The sequence below is a fragment of the Pseudotenacibaculum haliotis genome, assembly GCF_042684245.1.
Classification (GTDB): domain Bacteria; phylum Bacteroidota; class Bacteroidia; order Flavobacteriales; family Flavobacteriaceae; genus Polaribacter; species Polaribacter haliotis_A.
The window spans coordinates 392,933-411,101 of the sequence record NZ_JBHULH010000001.1; the positions used below are offsets into that span (position 1 = coordinate 392,933).

Genomic DNA, 18,169 nt, shown 5'->3' on the forward strand with positions numbered 1-18,169 from the left:
ACCAACTTTAGCTATGAATTATTTTGCGGAATTTTTTAGAGATAGTATCGTGATAAAGATCATAATAGCCATTGCTACATTTCTTTTCTCGATCATGAGTAATGCGCAAGTGAATAAAGATTCGGAATTATTCAAGACATTACAGAAAAATGACAGTATTATTTTTGAATCTTCTTTCAATAATTGTAACATTTCAGATTTAGATCTACTAATAAGTGAAGATCTCGAGTTTTACCACGATACAGGTGGGGTTACAAATGGGAAAGAAGCGTTTGTAAAAACCGTAAAACAGAATATTTGCAGTAACCCAAAGAGCAAGCCTCTTAGAAAGTTAGTAAAAGGATCTCTCCAAGTATTTCCTTTATACAGCAACGGAAAACTATATGGTGCAATCCAGAAAGGAGACCATGAGTTTTATCTAAGAGAAGAGGGAAAAACGATACCAACAGTGGTAGCTAAGTTTACACATCTGTGGGTGCTGAAAAAGAATAAATGGACGTTGAAGAGAGTATTAAGCTACGATCATCAACCGATACAAAATTAGTAATCTATTAGACACGCTAACTCTAATTAACTTACTAATACTTGGTTTTATTAGTTTACTTGGTAAGAGTTCGTTTCGCAAGAAACGGCTCTTACTTTTTTTACAGAGTTAAGTCATGGTCTTTTTGTATCTTTGAGAGTATGAAAAAGCTATTCATTCTCATTTGTTTTACCCTCTCAATCTCTTGTTACTCTCAATTACCAAAAGGGTTTTCATACCTTTCTGATATAGATACAACGATTCAGTCTGAATTGCGTTACATCACAAACAATAATTTCATTGGAAAGCCAATTGATGGCTACGAAAAGAATACGGTAATTATTAGTACTCCGGCAGCAAAAGCATTGCATAAAGTTCAAGCTAAACTGTTAAAGTTTGGGTTTAGTTTAAAAGTATATGATGCGTACAGACCTCAACGTTCTGTTGATCATTTTGTACGATGGGCAAAGGTGTTGAATGACACGTTAATGAAACAGCATTACTATCCGGATGTAGCCAAAAAAGACCTCTTTAAACTAGATTATATTGCTTCAAGATCCGGGCATACAAGAGGTAGCACAGTAGATCTAACTATTGTAGATATAAAAACAGGAAAAGAGCTAGACATGGGAAGTTCTTATGACTTTTTTGGAACTCCTTCTCACCCATTCTACCCAAAACTAACACAGCAACAAAGATCTAACAGAATGCTTTTACGAAATTTAATGTTAGAAGCAGGCTTTAAACCTTATGCTAAAGAATGGTGGCACTTTACGTTGAAAGATGAACCCTACCCGGAAACCTATTTTGACTTTCCTATCAAGTAGTACTTAGTTTCCAATAACCATTTTCTTATCTGCACTAAAATCGTTCACTTCGATCTTGTATACATACACACCCGATTCTAATTTACTAGTATCAAAGTTTACGGTGTAAATACCAAAATCTTTTTGCTCATCAACCAAAACCGTTACAAGCTGACCCAGGAGGTTGTATACAGAAATCTTAACCTTACCTGCCTTTTTTAAACCATATTGAATTACTGTTGTTCCCAAACTAGGGTTTGGTGAGTTTTGCTCTAAAGAATAAACATCTTCAGTATTGGAGCTTGCTCCTATCAATGAGGTCATCCTAAAGAAACTTACGTCACCAGAATTACTCAACCCATTTGTGTCTGCATAAGGAGAACCAATAATTATATTTTCATCATCCGTAGTTACATGAGTTCCGAATTGATCGTAAGCATTCACAAAATTAGCTGATAGCTCAAAACTTTGCGAGCTTGAGTTTCCTTGCCCAAAAAAGGTTTCGTACATAAACACCTGACCGGCATTTAAATTAGAATCTGTATTGGCTCTGCTAGAACCTACAAATAGATTTCCGCTAGAATTACAAGAGATAGAAACCCCAAAATGATCATTATGATTGCTCTTCTCTTCGATTAACTCCATGCTCTTATTCCAACCTGAAGAATCTTCTGTATAGAAGTATACAGATCCCGTTTGTTTGTTATTACGATTTGTTCCCGGAGCTCCGATGAACAAGATTCCCGGAAAACCTGATGCAATTCCGCTGTTGTTTAATCTAGGTCCGGATGTTAAACTAAACCCGAAAAGATCACTGGAAGCTCCTTGCTCATCATAAAGCTTTACATTTTCTGACCAAGTATTATTTGACTTTTGAAAAATATAAACTGCTCCCGATCTTTCAGCTGTTCCATCTGCATTATAGGCGCCAATGGCTACATGACTTTCATCTAATATATGAACCTGATGTCCAAAATAATCGTTGGTTTTTCCTTGAGTTGCTACTATTTTCTGTTGCTCTTGCCATCCGCTATCGGTTCTTTGAAACACGTAAGCTGCTCCTGATTTTGCTTCATTTCCATCAGCATTATAAGATCCTACAAGAATCATATCATTATACAGATCTACAGCATGTCCAAATCGTTTTCCAATCCCCGCATCTGATGCTTTGAGTTTGGCTGTTTGAATCCAACTTGCTTGCAAGTAATCATACTTATATACATAAACTGCTCCTGAGAACAATCCGGATTGATGATCTCCTGCTGCTGAAATTACTGCCGTATTTCCTTCAATTGCCAAGCTAGAACCAAAACTTCCTAATTCACTAATATCTGAAGGCAACACTTCTTGAAAGATCTTCCATTGTCCATCTGTTAATTGAAAAAATGTAACTCCTCCCAAACTCTTTTTTCCACTTACATCTTTTTGAGGTGATGCTACGATAGCCCAACCTCCTGAGACAGCTGAAGAAAATCCTGTTAAACCATTTGCTGAGGGTGAAATGGATTCGTGAGTAATTAAGTCTTGCGAAAATACTGTATGTACTCCTAGAGTTATACAGAAAAGAACAGTGATTATTTTTTGTAATGCTTTCATCTTAATACGTTTCAATTTCAAAGTTTAACTGTAGAGGGGTTCCGTCAAAAACAATGGTTTTCGATGAAAAGTTATCTGTTTCTCCTGTAAAACGGTAGCCTGCCGGTAATACTATTCTCACCGGATATGTTCCAGGTTCTATATCTCTAAATACAAATTCTCCGTTCTCATTAACCAAACTAAAGGGTTCTATTCCTCCGGTAGAAGCTGTATCAAAATTTCCGTCATTATCCAGATCTAAAAAGACTCGAAGTCCTTCTGCCAGTAGGTCATTTAGCGGATCATTTACGGTTACTGTTCCTGAAAAATCATACTCATGATCATACATCGAGCTAATGACAGATCGAAATGGTGGATTTACGCCATCTTCTATAACTGCATAGAAATATAGCTCGCTTGTATTTCCTTCAAAATACTTAGGTGTGTATTCCAATGTTTCTGTTCCGTACCCAAACTCATCATAATTAGCAGCTCTTGCGTGATTGATCAATCTACCTTCTTCGTATGAGTTGACATTGTTCACATAAAAAGACACATAAGTAGAGTCTGGAAGAGCTGTCCAGTAATCAATTGTCAAATCAAACTTATTGTTGGAGTTCTTCGCTACTAAAATATTCGATTCCGGAATCTGCCATTTGGGTTTGAACTGAATGGTATCGATCTCAGTCTCTGCTCCAGGAAAAGAAACAACCAATTGGTATCTACCATCTACTATATTTGAGTGTATGATCTCTTCTTCGCTAAATGCTGAAGGTGTTTTAAAAAGGAAGGTAGTTACTGTATCCCTTGCAATGGTAGTCATGTTCTCTTCATAGATCATGGTAGGTGTTTCATCTATAGCATTTTCTTCTGAGATTACTGCTTTTGTTAATTCATACGTGCCTTCCGGCCCTATTACCGTTACCAAAGCATTGTCTACCTCTCCAACCCAATCAATATCAATTAACATTGAATTAGGCGCTGGTTGTGGCACATCAAATTCAAATACTTTACTACTTCCTTGTAAAGATCTACCTTCATCATGGTGAATGGTTTTTTCGATGCTACTAATACTGCCGCTCCCTATAGAACTAACATGCCTAGAACCAAAGGTATATTTTGCTCCTTCATGATACGTATGCCAAAAGGTTTTGATACGTACCCAAGCTGCTCCAAAACTCCCGTTAAGATCTCCTTTTTTATATCTAACAGCGCCATCTACACTTCCATAATGTTTTCCTCCAATAAAAGGTACCCAGTGAGGCACAATAAACTCTACATCCAGTAAACCGTCAAAGTTTCCATGACTTCCAAAGTACACAGAAAGATCAGCTTCAATTAACGGGTCTCCCGGATACTTTGCTTTTACTCTTGCCTTGATGTAGTGATGAAAATATGCTGTTAGGTCTATACTTCCTTCTCCTAACAAACCATGCCAAGTATTGGTTCCTGATCTATAAGCTCCTACATTAACATCTCCGTTGATCTTGAACTCTTTACTGGAGATAGTAACTCCATCTGTCATTTCTAAAAAAGTCGCAGATTTATGATCTAAGGTAAAGCCTCCACCGTAGATGGTTCCTATTGTCCCTCCAACTTCCAGTTCTGAAGGTCTCGTTAAGTTTTTAACATCACCTTCCAAATAGGTTAACTGCACACCTTCAAATATTTCAATCGCATCTTCAATCTGATCTGCACGATATGCTAATGAAATTTCATCAAGTTCTGCTTTTCCGTGTACATCCCTGAACTTCATTTTAGAATCTATCTCCCATCCTTCCGGAAAAACAACTTTCACATCGGATTCAACAATTCCATCGTTGTTAAATTCTAACTTTACTTGCTTTAGGTCTATTGCTCCTAGATTGGCATGTTCTATATCTATAGTAAAATCTTCTAGTTTAAATTTCGGTTCGCTTCCATTGGTATCAATAAACAAACCTCCTTGGCCGTCATGTCCTAGAGTAACAGCCAATGAAAAAACTTCTTTGACCTCCAATTCTCCTTTGATCACAAAGTATCCGTTCTCACAACAACTTACATCCAAGTCTTTCGCTATGATCTCTAGATTCCCTATTTTAAAATCTGCATTTAAGTCTACATTGAAATAATGCCAATGCCCTTCTTTAAAAACAAATCCAGGGTCATTAAACGTTCCGAAATCTGCTGAAATAGACTGACCGTCTACATGCACAGATGCTGATCCATAAACATGATAATATCCACTACTTGAATCCCAATCCGCTCCTAGACTATCAACTCTAATATCTAATCCGCTCATTTTAAAATCACCTGTGATTGCAATATTTACTTGCTTGATCTTTGAGTTTTCATATAGAAAACCAGGGTGAGAAGAATTACCCAAATTAGCCTCAACATCATTATCAAAATTTCCAACCGATAATTTTAGATCACCATACATTTCAAATTTGTTCTCTGCTTTTTTATAGATAAATGTCAGGTTGGTAGGTTTTAGCTCCAGTTCTTTCAACCTAAAATCTGCGGTTACTCCAAAATCTATAGATTGAACTTCGTTATTCTCATATTTTAATCCAGGTGTTCCACTATCTCCTAAATTTACATCCATTGTTTCTCCATCAAAAGAAATGGACAAGTTTCCATACATTTCAAACAGATCATCACTTTTGTTATACGCAAAGCTTAGATCATCAGGAGAAAATGTAATGTCTTTAAAATCAAAATCAGCTGTTACACTCATATCAATAGAATCAACAACTCCATTGGTAATGATCAATCCCGGATTATCGGAATCTCCTAAAGAAAGGTCTATGGTATTTCCTTCAATCTTACTTTTAATGGTTCCATACATCTCAAATTGATCGTTGGGTTTGTCATAGTCGAATCCAAAATCCTGAGGATTAAACTCAATTCCTTTCATCGTAAAATCAGTCGTAACTCCCATATTTATAGACTCTACAACATTGTTTTTGTACTTAAACCCCGGTGAAGAAGCATCTCCGAAAGTGGCATCTAACGATTCATTATCAAAAGCTACAGATAAAGAGCCGTACATCTCATAGAGTGACTCGCTTTTGTTGTAGATAAATGTTAGATCGTTAGGAGAAAATGTAATACTCTTAAAATCAAAACCTGCAGTTACATCCATATCAATAGAGTCAACAACTCCATTGGTAATAATCAATCCCGGATCATTAGCATCTCCCAAAGACAGGTCTATATTGTTTCCTTCTATCTTACTTTTAATGGTTCCGTACATTTCAAATTGATCGTTGGATTTGTCATAATCAAATCCAAAACTTTGAGGGTTGAACTCGATTCCCTTCATGGTAAAATCTGTCGTAACATTAAAATTCATCTGCTCCACTACTCCATTCTCATACAATACTCCCGGCGAACTATCGGTTCCAAAATCAGCATGGATAGTTTCGTTATCAAATGCAGTAATTAATGTTCCATACATTTTAAATTCATTGTTTGATGTATGAGAAAAAGTTAGATCTAAAGGGGTAATGGTTATGTTTTTAAAAGTAAAATTACCACTAACTGACATTGTAAATAATTGAATAACCCCATTGCTGATAATCAGCCCGGGACTGCTATTAATTCCCAACAAAAGGTTGATATCATTTCCTTCAAACTTCCCTTTTAGTGTTCCAAACATTTTAAATTGATTGTTTGGATTATCCCATTGGAATCCAAAACTTTCAGGACTGATCTCTAAACCTTTCAAAGTAAAATCGGCAGTCACATCAAAGTTGATCTGTTCTATAAGATTACTTTTATATATAAGCCCCGGATTACTACTATTTCCCAAACCTGCATCCAAAGATTCTCCGTCAAAAGAGACAGTAGCGTTTCCATACATTTCAAATTGACTATCGGAACTGTTATATAAAAAAGTCAATCCATCGGATTGAATAGTAATATCTTTTGTGTCAAAACTTCCTTCAACAGACATTTCAAAAGTGGTAATCGCCCCACTAGTTATGATCAGTCCCGGAGTATCACTATCACCAAACGACAGTGTAATACTCTCTCCTTCCAGTGTACCTTCTACTCCTCCATACATTTCATAGTAACTATTTGCTCCATCCCACTGAAACTCCAAACTTTGAGACGTTAATGTTAATCCGTTCAAATTAAAATTTCCGGAAACGTCAAAGGACAACGTTTGCAATACCTGATTTTCAATTGTAAAGGAAATGGTTGCATCGATGGTATTTCCGTCGAACTGACTTTCTACCATCCCAGTAATTTCAAATGATTTGGTTGCGGCCGTATAATCTAATGTCACACTTTGAGGTGAGATCGTCATACCAAAAGCATGAAAATCGTCAGTGATATTTATTGTATAATCTGTTCCAGATTCGTTAAAACTGATTCCTGTAATTCCGTTTATGGTAAAGTTTTGTGAAGAAGCTTTTACGGAGAATAGCAATAAAAAAATCGCTACTACTTTTAAAGGTAGTGACTTCATGATATTGAGGGTTTAGTTGATCAAAAGGTATCAAATAACATATTCTTATTCAGAATATTGAATTTATATTGCAATGATAATTCACTACTAATTTCTTAAAAAATTTTAATGGTAACAAAAAGTGACAAAACAGTATATTCCTGATTTAAAGTAAGTTTTAACAGTTTTACAACGACTTACTGGCATATCGGCATTATATTTGTTGAAAGAAGTTATAGAATTTAACTCATTTTGAAAAGATTATCATACATACTGTTTTTAACATTGTTTGTTTCATCTCTTGGGGCCATGGCTCAGGTTGATGACAAAAGTGGTACAGAGAAAAAAGGAAAAAAGAAAGCTATTCTAGCCATTCCTGCTAAAGAAGTTAAGAAACCTAAAACCTTAAAAAATGGTACTGCAGACGGTTTCAAAAAAGCTTATGATAAAGAGCAGAAGAAATTGGCAAAAAAGAAAAAAGACGATGATCTTAAAAATAAAGGGATCTTAACATCTGCCAAGATCGCAGAAGAGCGTTTTTTAAAGTCTTGGAATAAGATCAACGCACCTTACCCTGTAATCGATCAAGATTTAGGTAGTTTTAGAACTCAATCCAAATCTGTAAAAGTAGTTTGTAGAGACTTTCAATATCCGGATGGAGATCGAGTTACTATTATGATCAATGATATTCCTGTTGTTAAGAACCTTACGCTTAAAAGAGCATTCCAAGGATTTGACATTCCTTTGGAAGTGGGAATCAATAAAATCTCCTTTATTGCATTAAATCAAGGTACTTCCGGTCCTAACACAGCAGCCTTTAAGGTTTATGACGAAAACGGAAACGTAATTTCTTCTAACGAATGGAATTTGGCAACCGGCGCCAAAGCCGTAATTCTTATAGCCAAAGACAAATAATCGGGTCTACGAAAACGTTATCTTTAATTTCATAAATACAGCTTTTTTTATTCTATTGAAAAGGTTTACTTTTGTATTTGCTATCCCAATATTTGGGTGAAATTTTTAAGTAAAAAACAAACAACAGGAAGAATGAAAAAAATCACTAAGCAGACTTACCTAAATTGGTATAAAGACATGCTTTTTTGGAGAAAATTCGAAGATAAATTAGCCTCAGTCTATATTCAACAAAAGGTAAGAGGTTTCTTGCACTTATACAACGGTCAAGAAGCAGTTTTAGCAGGTTCTTTGCATGCAATGGATCTTACAAAAGATAAAATGATCACCGCTTATAGAAATCATGTACAGCCTATTGGGATGGGTGAAGATCCAAAAAGAGTGATGGCTGAGTTATATGGGAAAGCAACCGGAACTTCTCATGGAATGGGTGGTTCTATGCATATCTTTTCTAAAGAACACCGTTTTTATGGAGGTCACGGAATCGTTGGTGGTCAAATTCCATTAGGAGCTGGACTTGCTTTTGCTGATAAATACAAAGGAAACGATGCTGTAACCTTAACGTTCTTTGGAGACGGTGCTGCAAGACAAGGTTCTTTGCATGAAACTTTTAACATGGCAATGAATTGGAAACTTCCGGTAGTATTTATTGTAGAAGACAACGGATATGCCATGGGAACATCAGTAGAAAGAACTGCAAATCACACAGATATTTGGAAGTTAGGTTTAGGGTACGAAATGCCTTGTGGACCTGTTGACGGAATGAATCCTATCAAAGTTGCTGAAGCTGTTGATGAAGCTATTCAAAGAGCAAGACGTGGTGAAGGACCAACATTCTTACAAGTTAAAACGTACCGTTATAGAGGACACTCTATGAGTGATGCTCAACACTACAGAACTAAAGAAGAAGTAGAAGAGTATAAAAAGATAGATCCGATCACTCAAGTATTAAATGTGATCAAAGAAAAGAAATATGCTACTGACAAAGAGATCGAAGCAATGAATCAAGAAGTGAAAGATCTTGTAAAAGAATGTGAGAAGTTTGCTGAAGAATCTCCATATCCAGAGATCAACTTACTTCACGATGTAGTATACGAACAAGAAGATTACCCTTTTATCAAATAAATTATGGCAATAGTAGTAAACATGCCGAGATTAAGTGACACCATGGAAGAAGGTGTTGTGGCAAAGTGGTTAAAACAAGTAGGAGATAAAGTTGAGGAAGGTGATATTTTAGCCGAGATTGAAACTGATAAAGCTACCATGGAATTCGAATCTTTTAATGAAGGAATTCTATTACATATTGGTGTACAAGAAGGAGAAACTTCTCCTGTAGATTCTCTTTTAGCTATTATTGGTGAAGAAGGTGAAGATATTTCCGGATTGTTAAACAGTACTCCTCCTGCAGTTGAAGAAACAAAAACTGAAGAGGCTCCTAAAGAGGAAGCTAAAGCTGAAAGTAGTTCTGCAGTTGTTATTCCTGATGGAGTGCAAGTTGTTTCGATGCCACGATTGAGTGACACCATGGAAGAAGGAACTGTTGCTTCTTGGTTAAAGAAAGTAGGAGACAAAGTAGAAGAAGGTGATATTTTAGCTGAAATCGAAACAGATAAAGCTACAATGGAGTTTGAGTCTTTCTATGAAGGAACTTTATTACATGTAGGAACAGGAGAAGGAGAAACTGCTCCTGTAGATAGCTTGCTAGCTATTATTGGACCAGAAGGAACTGATGTTGCCGGATTGGTTGAAGCTCACAGCTCTGGTAGTTTATCTGCTACTGCAAAAGAGGAAACTCCTAAGCAAGATACTGCTCCTGAAGTTCTACCTCAGGTTGCAGAAGAAAACAAAACAAGTTCAAGCAATGATGGTGGATCTGGAAGTGGAGTAGGCGGAAGAATTTTTGCTTCTCCTCTTGCTAAAAAGATTGCTAAGGATAAAGGAATCAATTTAGCTGATATCAAAGGTTCCGGAGATAATGGTAGAATTGTAAAGAAAGATGTAGAAAACTATACTCCTGCTGCTAAAGTAGCAACTCCTGCAGCTGCTGCACCAGCAACGAGTGCTCCTGCCGCAGTAACTAACTTTGCTATTGCCGGAGAGGAAAATACTAGTGAAATGAAAAATTCTCAAATGCGTAAAGCTATTGCAAAAGCCCTTGGGAATTCTAAATTCTCTGCACCTCACTTCTACTTAAATATTGAAGTAGATATGGAAAATGCAATTGCTTCTCGTAAAATGATCAATGCTATTCCTGATACCAAAGTATCTTTTAATGATATGGTTGTAAAAGCTTGCGCCATGGCATTAAAGAAACACCCGCAGGTAAATACAACCTGGTCTGACAACGCTACATTATACCACAGTCATATCCATGTAGGTGTTGCTGTTGCCGTAGACGAAGGATTGGTTGTTCCTGTAGTAAAACACACAGATGCGTTGAGCTTAACTCAAATAGGAGCAGCTGTGAAAGACTTAGCCGGAAAAGCAAGAAACAAAAAGATTGCTCCTGCAGAAATGCAAGGTAGTACCTTTACTGTATCTAATTTAGGAATGTTTGGAATAGAAAGTTTTACTTCTATTATCAATCAACCAAATTCAGCGATCCTTTCAGTTGGAGCGATCGTAGAGAAGCCTGTTGTAAAAGACGGACAAATTGTTGTAGGAAATACAATGAAGGTTACTTTAGCATGTGACCATAGAACTGTAGATGGTGCTGTAGGTGCACAGTTCTTACAAACTCTAAAGACATATTTAGAGAATCCGGTAACTATGTTAGCATAAGAGTTATCAATAGATCATAAATAAAAAAACCTCTAGAAAATTCTAGAGGTTTTTTTATGGTTTGTTATAAAGCTGTTATTACATTTTTTTCGACTTCATTGCAACATTCATCTTAATCCCCATACCACTGGCAGACATGTTCATTACAAAATTCATGTCAACAACCATACCTGAACTTCTGTCGATCTTTGTTTTTCCTCCTATAGAGACATCAGCTTCAGTTCCAGAAACTCCTTCGATCTCTCCGGTAATATCTGCAAAAACATTTTCTTTGGTAATCTTAGTAACTGTATACTTTACCTTCATGTTTGTGCCGTTCATATTTTGAGAATAATTCCATGAAGAACCAACTTTTACAGGTGTTGTAGGATACTCCATATTCGTAAACTGATTTTGGTTCATCAAAGACATAGCTCCTTTTACATCCGGCACCATCTTTTGCTCTACTACCTTTCCTGTTCTATCTATTGTTTGATAGATAATTGCTTTTAACGCTGGTTCGATCTCAGCCTTCATCTTTTTTTCCTCATCATTCAGATCTTCGTCTTTAGCATCAGAATCAAACTCGATGTTTTGCCCTTGAGCTCCCATCAGCATTTTCATTCTTTTGATCTGGTAGGTGTTCTTCAAGTTGTTTCCGTCTTTACCAATCGATTTCATGACCATACTTAGGTCAATATCCATACTCATGATAGGTGCCATGTCTTGCTTTAAATTCATTTCGATCAAATACTGATCTCCTTTTTTAAAGTTATATTGCAATAACACCGACTCTTGTGCTGCTATAGAAACAGAAGCAACCAATAAGAATACTGTTACAATTTTCTTTATTGTATTTATCATCATTTTTGTCTTTACTATTAGATTTTAGTAGACGTTACTGTAGTTTTAATAGTGATCTTAGATCCCTGAACTTCCGTAGCAATCAATACATCTACTTTATTAGGATTACCGGTAGCAATATCTACCTCTAACGTTCCTTTGATCTCAGATCCAGGTAACGCAGATGCAGATCCTGTAATGTCTGCAAATAATGTAGTCCCTGTGATCTTTGTTACTTTGTAGCTCATTTTAATATTCCCAGAAGTAGCATCTTTCGTTTCTGTTTCCCAAGTAGAACCTACTTTTACAGGTGTTTTAGGATACTCAGATTGTTGCCCGAAGTTATCCATTCCTGGCACTTGAGGTTCAACTTTAGCACTGATCAATTTCCCATATCTATCTGTAACTTGTGTAATTACAGCTTTTAACATCGGGTCAAACTGTTGCTTCATAATTTGTTGCTCGCTACTGTTTTCATCTACATTATCAGAATCAAAGCTCATTCTTGTAGCTCCTTGTAAAACATCTACAGCCATTCTTTTGATTCTAGCTTCAGTGGTAATATTATCAGAAGTGACATTAATAATACTCATGTGCATATCAGCTTCCATATTCATACCTCCCATGATACCAAGGCTTTGATCCATTGCAACTTTTAATAAGTATTTATCTCCTTTCTTGTAGTTCAACTTTAAAGTTACTTCTTGAGATACTGCCGCTAGGGACGAAAACACAAAAAGTACTAATAACATTTTTTTCATCATCTAAATTTTTAATTAAAGGCTAAAGATAAAGATATACTCACAGTATTGTCTCTTTTACCTTCAAAAGTTTTGTTTTTCTGTAATGATGTCAAATCATCTCGACAAAACAGAAAACTATATTTCAAACACAATGAAACCCTTAAAAACTATTTCCTTTCTCTTTTTCACAAGCTTACTCATATTGAGTTGTGTGGAAAATGACTTTATCAACGATCTGATCGATGAACGAATTTCTATCAATAACCCTATAGACGAAATTCAAATAAACGATACATATCAATTGAACGCCACTTTTTTTAATAATGTTGGACAAGAAGAACAGGTAACTCTTAACTGGTCTAGTAGTAATGCTGCTGTAGCTACTATAGATAATCAAGGATTGCTTTCGGCTATTTCTGAAGGAACAGCAAACATTGGTGTCTCGGTTACGCTGGAAGATGGCAGTACAATTTCAGAAACAAAAGAAATTACTGTTACCACAGAAGCTGTAGACAATGGTGGTCCTGTAAGTAAATCCGGAATGATTATTTCTACCAGTTCTTATACGTTGACAGGAGATTTTACTATTTCTGAAATAGAGAATTCTCAAAATCTGGATCTACAGATTGAAGGAAACTACCAAGCATCTACCAGTTTACCAGGTTTATACTTATACCTGTCAAACAACCCAAATTCTATTAGCGGTGCTTTAGAAGTTGGCGCAGTACAAGTATTTAACGGAGCACATTCCTATACCATACCGGAAACTGCAATTAACGATTATAAATACCTTTTGTATTGGTGTAAACCATTCTCGGTAAAAGTTGGACATGGAGAAATTAATGACTAAGATGAAAAGAATTATATTACTAATAGCTGTTAGCTTGATAGCTCAAACAAGCTTCGGACAATGGTCAAAAGGAAAAGGGAAAGGATTTTACAAACTTTCTGCGTGGTACTTAAAAACAGATCAGCACTATACTGATACGGGAGATATCGATCCTAATGTAACAAGATCACAATTCAATGTAAACTTCTACACAGAATACGGAATCTCAAATAAGCTAGATCTTGTTGCTTACGTACCTTTTTTTGCTAGAGCAACACAAAACAATGTGTTTTCAGGAACTACCAATGCACTAATTCAGGAAGGAGAAGCTGTTTCTTCTATTGGAGATATTGATTTAGGAGTAAATTACAATTTCTTCAGAAAAGGAAAATGGTCGGCTTCTGCTAAACTCCTCTTAGGTTTACCTACAGGAGAAGATGCCGGTGGAAGTGATGGAAGTTATCAAACAGGTGACGGGGAGTTCAATCAATATCTGTCAGGTTTGATCGGGTATTCTACCACTCTTAAGAACACACCTCTTTATGCTAAAGCTTATTTAGGGTTTAACAATAGGACTCAAAATTTTTCAGACGAACTTCGTCTTGGGTTAGAATCCGGAATCAATATATTCAACAACAAAGTTTGGGTTATTGGTAGAATTGATATTGTAGAGTCTTTACAGAACGGAAGTTTAAATGCTCAAAATAATACACAAGGAAGCATTTTTGCCAATAATGTAGAATTTATTGGTGTTGGTTTAGAAGCTAGCTATTACATCACAAAAAAATTGGGTGTTTCGCTTACTTATGGCGGAGCGGTATCAGGAAGAATTATCGCGGCCAATCCATCCATTAGTGGTGGGATCTTTTTAGATATCAAATAAAAAGTAATTGAATAAAATTAAAAGCCGTTCCAAAGGAACGGCTTTTTTTATAGGTCAAATCTGTAATTCATTTTAAAAGAAACTCCCCAGTTTTTCCTACTGATGTATTGATTAAAGTTATCTGTTACCACCAAATAGATATACGATAGCGGTTTGTATTCCCATTGCAATCTACTGTTGATATTAAAATTATCTCGCTGTGTGTTATGTTGTACATAAGTAGTCCAATTCAAACGAGTATTAAAAAACACCTCTCCGGTAAATCGAGTTAAGTGAAAAGTTTCTTTTCCTAACTCTTTTAAATCAATATCATTTAGATCGTACGACACTTCTATGTTGGCAAAAGGCAAAAGTTGATAATTCAAATAGGCTCCGGCAACCATTCTATCTCCGCCATAATAACTCCCTTTTTGCACATTGAATCGATATCGAAACTTTTGATTGTTTGCCGAATTATACCCAAGTTTCAATATCCCAAAACGATAGATCTCCGGTACTAAAGAATTTCCGTTTCCTAAAGGATCAAAACCATATTTTAAGTCTACTATATCATATTCAACCACATAATAAACTGCTGAGAGATCTTTGAAAAAGATAGCCGAATTTAGAAAGTGTGATGATTGTATGAGTTCTCCTTGCTCGTCAAAATAATGATCATTTACATAATTAAAATACCGAACCCAGTTGATCGTTTTTGACTTATCGTAGAACTTACGATATTCAATTCTTCCGGAAGTTTGCGTATATCCTTCTCGAATAACTTGATCGTTAATTGCGTCATAATTGTACAATCGTGGCGTAAATCCTGTTTCTGCAATATAATTTCTTTGCACTTGTTTTATTGAAGCATCCCAAGATAACCCCCGAGTAGTATACCAAATTCCTGCATGGTAAAAATGATTCTTGTTTGAAATTCCATCGTTGAAACTCTTTCCCAAGTTTATCAAACCTGTCCACTTGTTATTTTTTGATTTGTAATTCAAGTTTACTCCCGTAACTCGATTGTAATTATCTACAAAACGAAGTTTTTCTGTTTCTTGTTTGTTGATCAAAAATCCGGTTACTGCAAACCTTTCTGACAATTGCTGCTCTGCTACCAATGCCGAAAAGTTTTGAGCTTGTATGCTTCCCTCCTCACCTGTTTGCACATTCATGATTCCAATTCTTGTTTTGGGTGATATGTTTCCGGATAATTTCATACCGAATTGCACATCACTATTGGCTCCTATTCTTCTCGAGTAAAACGGGTTTACATCAAAGGTTCCCAGATTAGAAAACAAATCTGCATTCTCTAAAAAGAAGTTTCTTCTCTCTGGAAAAAATATCGAAAAGCGAGTTAGGTTTGTTACTTGCTGATCAACATCAATCTGTGAAAAATCAGGATTCATCGTGGCATCCAGCTTAAGAGATGATGTCAGGTTATACTGAACGTCTAAACTGGGTTTAAAGTTTGTATCGCTATGATCAGCTTCAACATCTTTCTGGTGATTTACAGTTAGAGACGGCGTAATAGCATATCGGGATGCCGATCTCTCAGGTAAATTTTGGATGTTGAATTTCCGTGTAAACCTTAAATCAAAAGTTGGAAAATTTCGCTTTACATTTTCTAAGATGGTCCATGAGTTGTTTTTGATATCTCGTGTATAGAATTGCACTCCAAATACTGTATTCTCTTTTCTGAAATTCAGTGTCTTTAGAGGAATTGCTATTTCATAGATGTTTTTTGTTCCTTCAACTCGTGCTCTGGCTTTCCATATAGTACTCCAACTAAAGTTTAATCCGTAGCCTGTACTCAATCGTTCAACCAAGGCATCTACTTGAGTTCCGTAAGCATTTACAGCAAATAGGTTTCCATTTTGTTCTTGGTTTTGTGTATCCAATACCATGATAAAAGCATCGCTTATTCCTATAGAAACATCTCTTTTTAAAGAGCTTACCTGCCTTCTTTCCGTAGTGTCATGATAAACAGCCCCTACAAACAAATACTCTCCGTTGTGATAGATCTTTACAACGGTTTGATTTTTGGCCAATCCTTCATCAGTAGGCATATGATTAAAGAAACCGGTAACTTCTTCTAATTGATTCCATACCGATTCATCCAATTTTCCGTCTACAGAGATTTCAGTATTTAAAAACCGAATCTCAGATTTCTGCGCTAGTAAACTGCTTGCAAAAAGGAAAAGTAAAGGACAAAAGGCTCTTTTTAGAATTTTATTCATTGTCAATCCTAGTTGCTGTTTTACTAATGATCTTCCAACCTTCACCTGTCTTCTTCAATAGGAATAGATCGATGAAAATCCACTTTCGTTTTGGAATAGAGATCTCTACTCTTGCTGTGGCAATATCTTTTGTTACTTCTACAGATAAAATTTTTCCATGACGTCCGTTGAACTCTCCTTCTTTTGAGTTTTTAAAAAAACCAACATAATCTTCCGGTGTCAATCGCTTAAATCCATCTCTGGTAGTTAAGTAAAGTGTCGCATTTTTAGAGAAAGCGCTTCTTAGCAATTTGAGCTTATTATAAGAGCTTCCGTCAATGTAATTTTGAAGTGTTTTTTTTACTTGTTCATCACTTGAAGCTTGAGAGAAACTCACATAAGAGCAACATAGAAATACGATGATCAATAGATTTTTCATTTTAAAAAGTTTTAAGTTTCAGCAAACCTCTTAAAATGCTTCCATGAAAAGATGAAGGGTTATAATCTAGGCGTCCTAATTTATAATTATGGACTACTTGTACTGCTTTTGATATTCTGAAGGTGTTTTTCCAACCACCTTTTTAAAGGTTGCATAGAAGCTTGATTTTGAAGAAAATCCAGCCTCAAAACCTATCGCTTCTAAGGTTATTTTTTGTTCTTCCTGTAGTAATCGCTTTGCTTCCGCTATTCGATAGTCATTTACAAACGTAGTGAAGTTTTTTCCTAGATTATCGTTTAATAATTGAGATAATTTATGCCCAGAAACGTGAATTCGTTTCGCTATTTTTTGAAGTTTTATATCGGTGTCTTTATACAAACACTCTTCTTCCATTAGTCGTATTAATGTATTTAAAAGCTCTTTTGCTTCTTGATCATCAATTCGTTTTGTTGCATATTTTTCCGGTATATCTTGAAAAATAGTTTCTCTGTTTTTTCGGAAAATAAAAAAGATCAATAAGCCATAGAAGACAAAAGAAAAGGTAATGGTTCCTATAAGATACATATAAAAATATCCTATGATATACGCTGAAAAAATCAAGATGTTTGCCAATAAAACAGCTATTAACCAATACTCAGATGTTGTACAAGAGTTCTCTTTTCGAAAACACTTTTTAATACTTCCTCTGATCAAAAAAGCGGATGCTAACAAATACACTCCCCACACGCTATAAATAAACCAGACAAAGAATGAATTCCAAAACAAAGGGTCTCTTTGATACGGTTTTAAGAGTCCTACAGTGACAATAACTACAACTAAAGAAACAAAATGTAATACCCACGATTTAGGAATGGTCTTTCTGTTTTCTATCGAAGATTTTAAATAGTAGAACAAAGAAACTCCAATTAAAAAGCAAGCAGACAATCCTATTTGAATGATTAGTAAATCTCTTTCTTCTCTATTGGTAAAAATTACATAGACAGATTTTCCTATTCTTAAACTCAAAAACAGAGTTAACAACCCAAATAAAAAGTTCTGTACACGTTTTTGTTTGTTCAATAACAAGAAGTACAAACTCACCAAAATCCCATTAAATACACCCAGTGCGCATACAAAGAACAGAATTGGGTTTTCAAATTTCATTGAGTTGATTTTTAGTGAACTCGAAAATAATAAAAACGCTCGCTTTATGCGAGCGTTTTGAAATATTTAGGCTTTTT

Annotated in this window: 14 protein-coding genes; 7 read left to right on the plus strand and 7 right to left on the minus strand. The window is 35.6% G+C overall.

Features of this window, described 5'->3' with window-relative positions; translation table 11 throughout:
* The first annotated feature begins 13 nt into the window (after nt 1–13).
* Both ACFSRZ_RS01955 and ACFSRZ_RS01960 read left to right on the plus strand, forming a co-directional pair.
* Entirely contained in the window at nt 14–544 is a 531-nt protein-coding gene (locus ACFSRZ_RS01955) for a nuclear transport factor 2 family protein (RefSeq protein ID WP_379664838.1), read from the plus strand.
* A gap of 140 nt (nt 545–684) precedes the next feature.
* Complete coding sequence (locus ACFSRZ_RS01960) at nt 685–1,350, plus strand: M15 family metallopeptidase (protein ID WP_379664839.1); 666 nt, start codon at nt 685–687, stop codon at nt 1,348–1,350.
* Nucleotides 1,351–1,353: 3 nt separating this feature from the next.
* On the opposite strand, the gene ACFSRZ_RS01965 is transcribed toward ACFSRZ_RS01960, so the two are convergent.
* Both ACFSRZ_RS01965 and ACFSRZ_RS01970 read right to left on the minus strand, forming a co-directional pair.
* Entirely contained in the window at nt 1,354–2,925 is a 1,572-nt protein-coding gene (locus tag ACFSRZ_RS01965) for a T9SS type A sorting domain-containing protein (protein ID WP_379664840.1), read from the minus strand.
* A 1-nt stretch (nt 2,926) separates the two neighbouring features.
* Nucleotides 2,927–7,363, minus strand: coding sequence for a hypothetical protein (locus tag ACFSRZ_RS01970; RefSeq protein WP_379664841.1), 4,437 nt, complete (start codon nt 7,361–7,363; stop codon nt 2,927–2,929).
* 231 nt (nt 7,364–7,594) lie between these two features.
* Here ACFSRZ_RS01970 and ACFSRZ_RS01975 point away from each other — a divergent pair, with 231 nt between their 5' ends.
* The 3 genes from ACFSRZ_RS01975 (at nt 7,595) to ACFSRZ_RS01985 (ending at nt 11,035) form a co-directional block, all read left to right on the plus strand.
* On the plus strand, nt 7,595–8,257 hold the full coding sequence (locus ACFSRZ_RS01975) for a hypothetical protein (protein ID WP_379664842.1): 663 nt from the start codon (nt 7,595–7,597) through the stop codon (nt 8,255–8,257).
* 132 nt (nt 8,258–8,389) lie between these two features.
* Entirely contained in the window at nt 8,390–9,379 is a 990-nt protein-coding gene (gene pdhA, locus ACFSRZ_RS01980) for a pyruvate dehydrogenase (acetyl-transferring) E1 component subunit alpha (RefSeq protein ID WP_379664843.1), read from the plus strand.
* Between the two features lie 3 nt (nt 9,380–9,382).
* The gene (locus ACFSRZ_RS01985; protein WP_379664844.1) at nt 9,383–11,035 is read left to right on the plus strand and encodes a pyruvate dehydrogenase complex dihydrolipoamide acetyltransferase; all 1,653 of its coding nucleotides are present in this window, start codon (nt 9,383–9,385) and stop codon (nt 11,033–11,035) included.
* A 78-nt stretch (nt 11,036–11,113) separates the two neighbouring features.
* Here ACFSRZ_RS01985 and ACFSRZ_RS01990 read toward each other — a convergent pair whose 3' ends face one another.
* Together ACFSRZ_RS01990 and ACFSRZ_RS01995 are read right to left on the minus strand one after the other, a co-directional pair.
* Entirely contained in the window at nt 11,114–11,878 is a 765-nt protein-coding gene (locus tag ACFSRZ_RS01990; protein WP_379664845.1) for a hypothetical protein, read from the minus strand.
* A gap of 17 nt (nt 11,879–11,895) precedes the next feature.
* Nucleotides 11,896–12,618: a hypothetical protein gene (locus ACFSRZ_RS01995; protein WP_379664846.1), complete on the minus strand. Its 723-nt coding sequence runs from the start codon at nt 12,616–12,618 to the stop codon at nt 11,896–11,898.
* A 133-nt stretch (nt 12,619–12,751) separates the two neighbouring features.
* Between ACFSRZ_RS01995 and ACFSRZ_RS02000 the strand changes: the two genes are divergently transcribed.
* A complete protein-coding gene (locus tag ACFSRZ_RS02000; RefSeq protein WP_379664847.1) occupies nt 12,752–13,450 on the plus strand; it encodes an Ig-like domain-containing protein in 699 nt (232 codons plus the stop codon).
* A 1-nt stretch (nt 13,451) separates the two neighbouring features.
* A complete protein-coding gene (locus ACFSRZ_RS02005) occupies nt 13,452–14,312 on the plus strand; it encodes a hypothetical protein (RefSeq protein WP_379664848.1) in 861 nt (286 codons plus the stop codon).
* Nucleotides 14,313–14,359: 47 nt separating this feature from the next.
* Here ACFSRZ_RS02005 and ACFSRZ_RS02010 read toward each other — a convergent pair whose 3' ends face one another.
* The 3 genes from ACFSRZ_RS02010 to ACFSRZ_RS02020 all read right to left on the minus strand — a co-directional run bounded on the left by ACFSRZ_RS02010 (nt 14,360) and on the right by ACFSRZ_RS02020 (nt 18,092).
* Complete coding sequence (locus ACFSRZ_RS02010; RefSeq protein ID WP_379664849.1) at nt 14,360–16,531, minus strand: DUF5916 domain-containing protein; 2,172 nt, start codon at nt 16,529–16,531, stop codon at nt 14,360–14,362.
* The gene (locus tag ACFSRZ_RS02015; RefSeq protein ID WP_379664850.1) at nt 16,524–16,949 is read right to left on the minus strand and encodes a nuclear transport factor 2 family protein; all 426 of its coding nucleotides are present in this window, start codon (nt 16,947–16,949) and stop codon (nt 16,524–16,526) included. Before ACFSRZ_RS02015 ends, ACFSRZ_RS02010 begins: the two co-directional genes overlap by 8 nt.
* Before the next feature lie 93 nt (nt 16,950–17,042).
* Nucleotides 17,043–18,092: an AraC family transcriptional regulator gene (locus ACFSRZ_RS02020; RefSeq protein WP_379664851.1), complete on the minus strand. Its 1,050-nt coding sequence runs from the start codon at nt 18,090–18,092 to the stop codon at nt 17,043–17,045.
* Nucleotides 18,093–18,169: the final 77 nt, after the last annotated feature.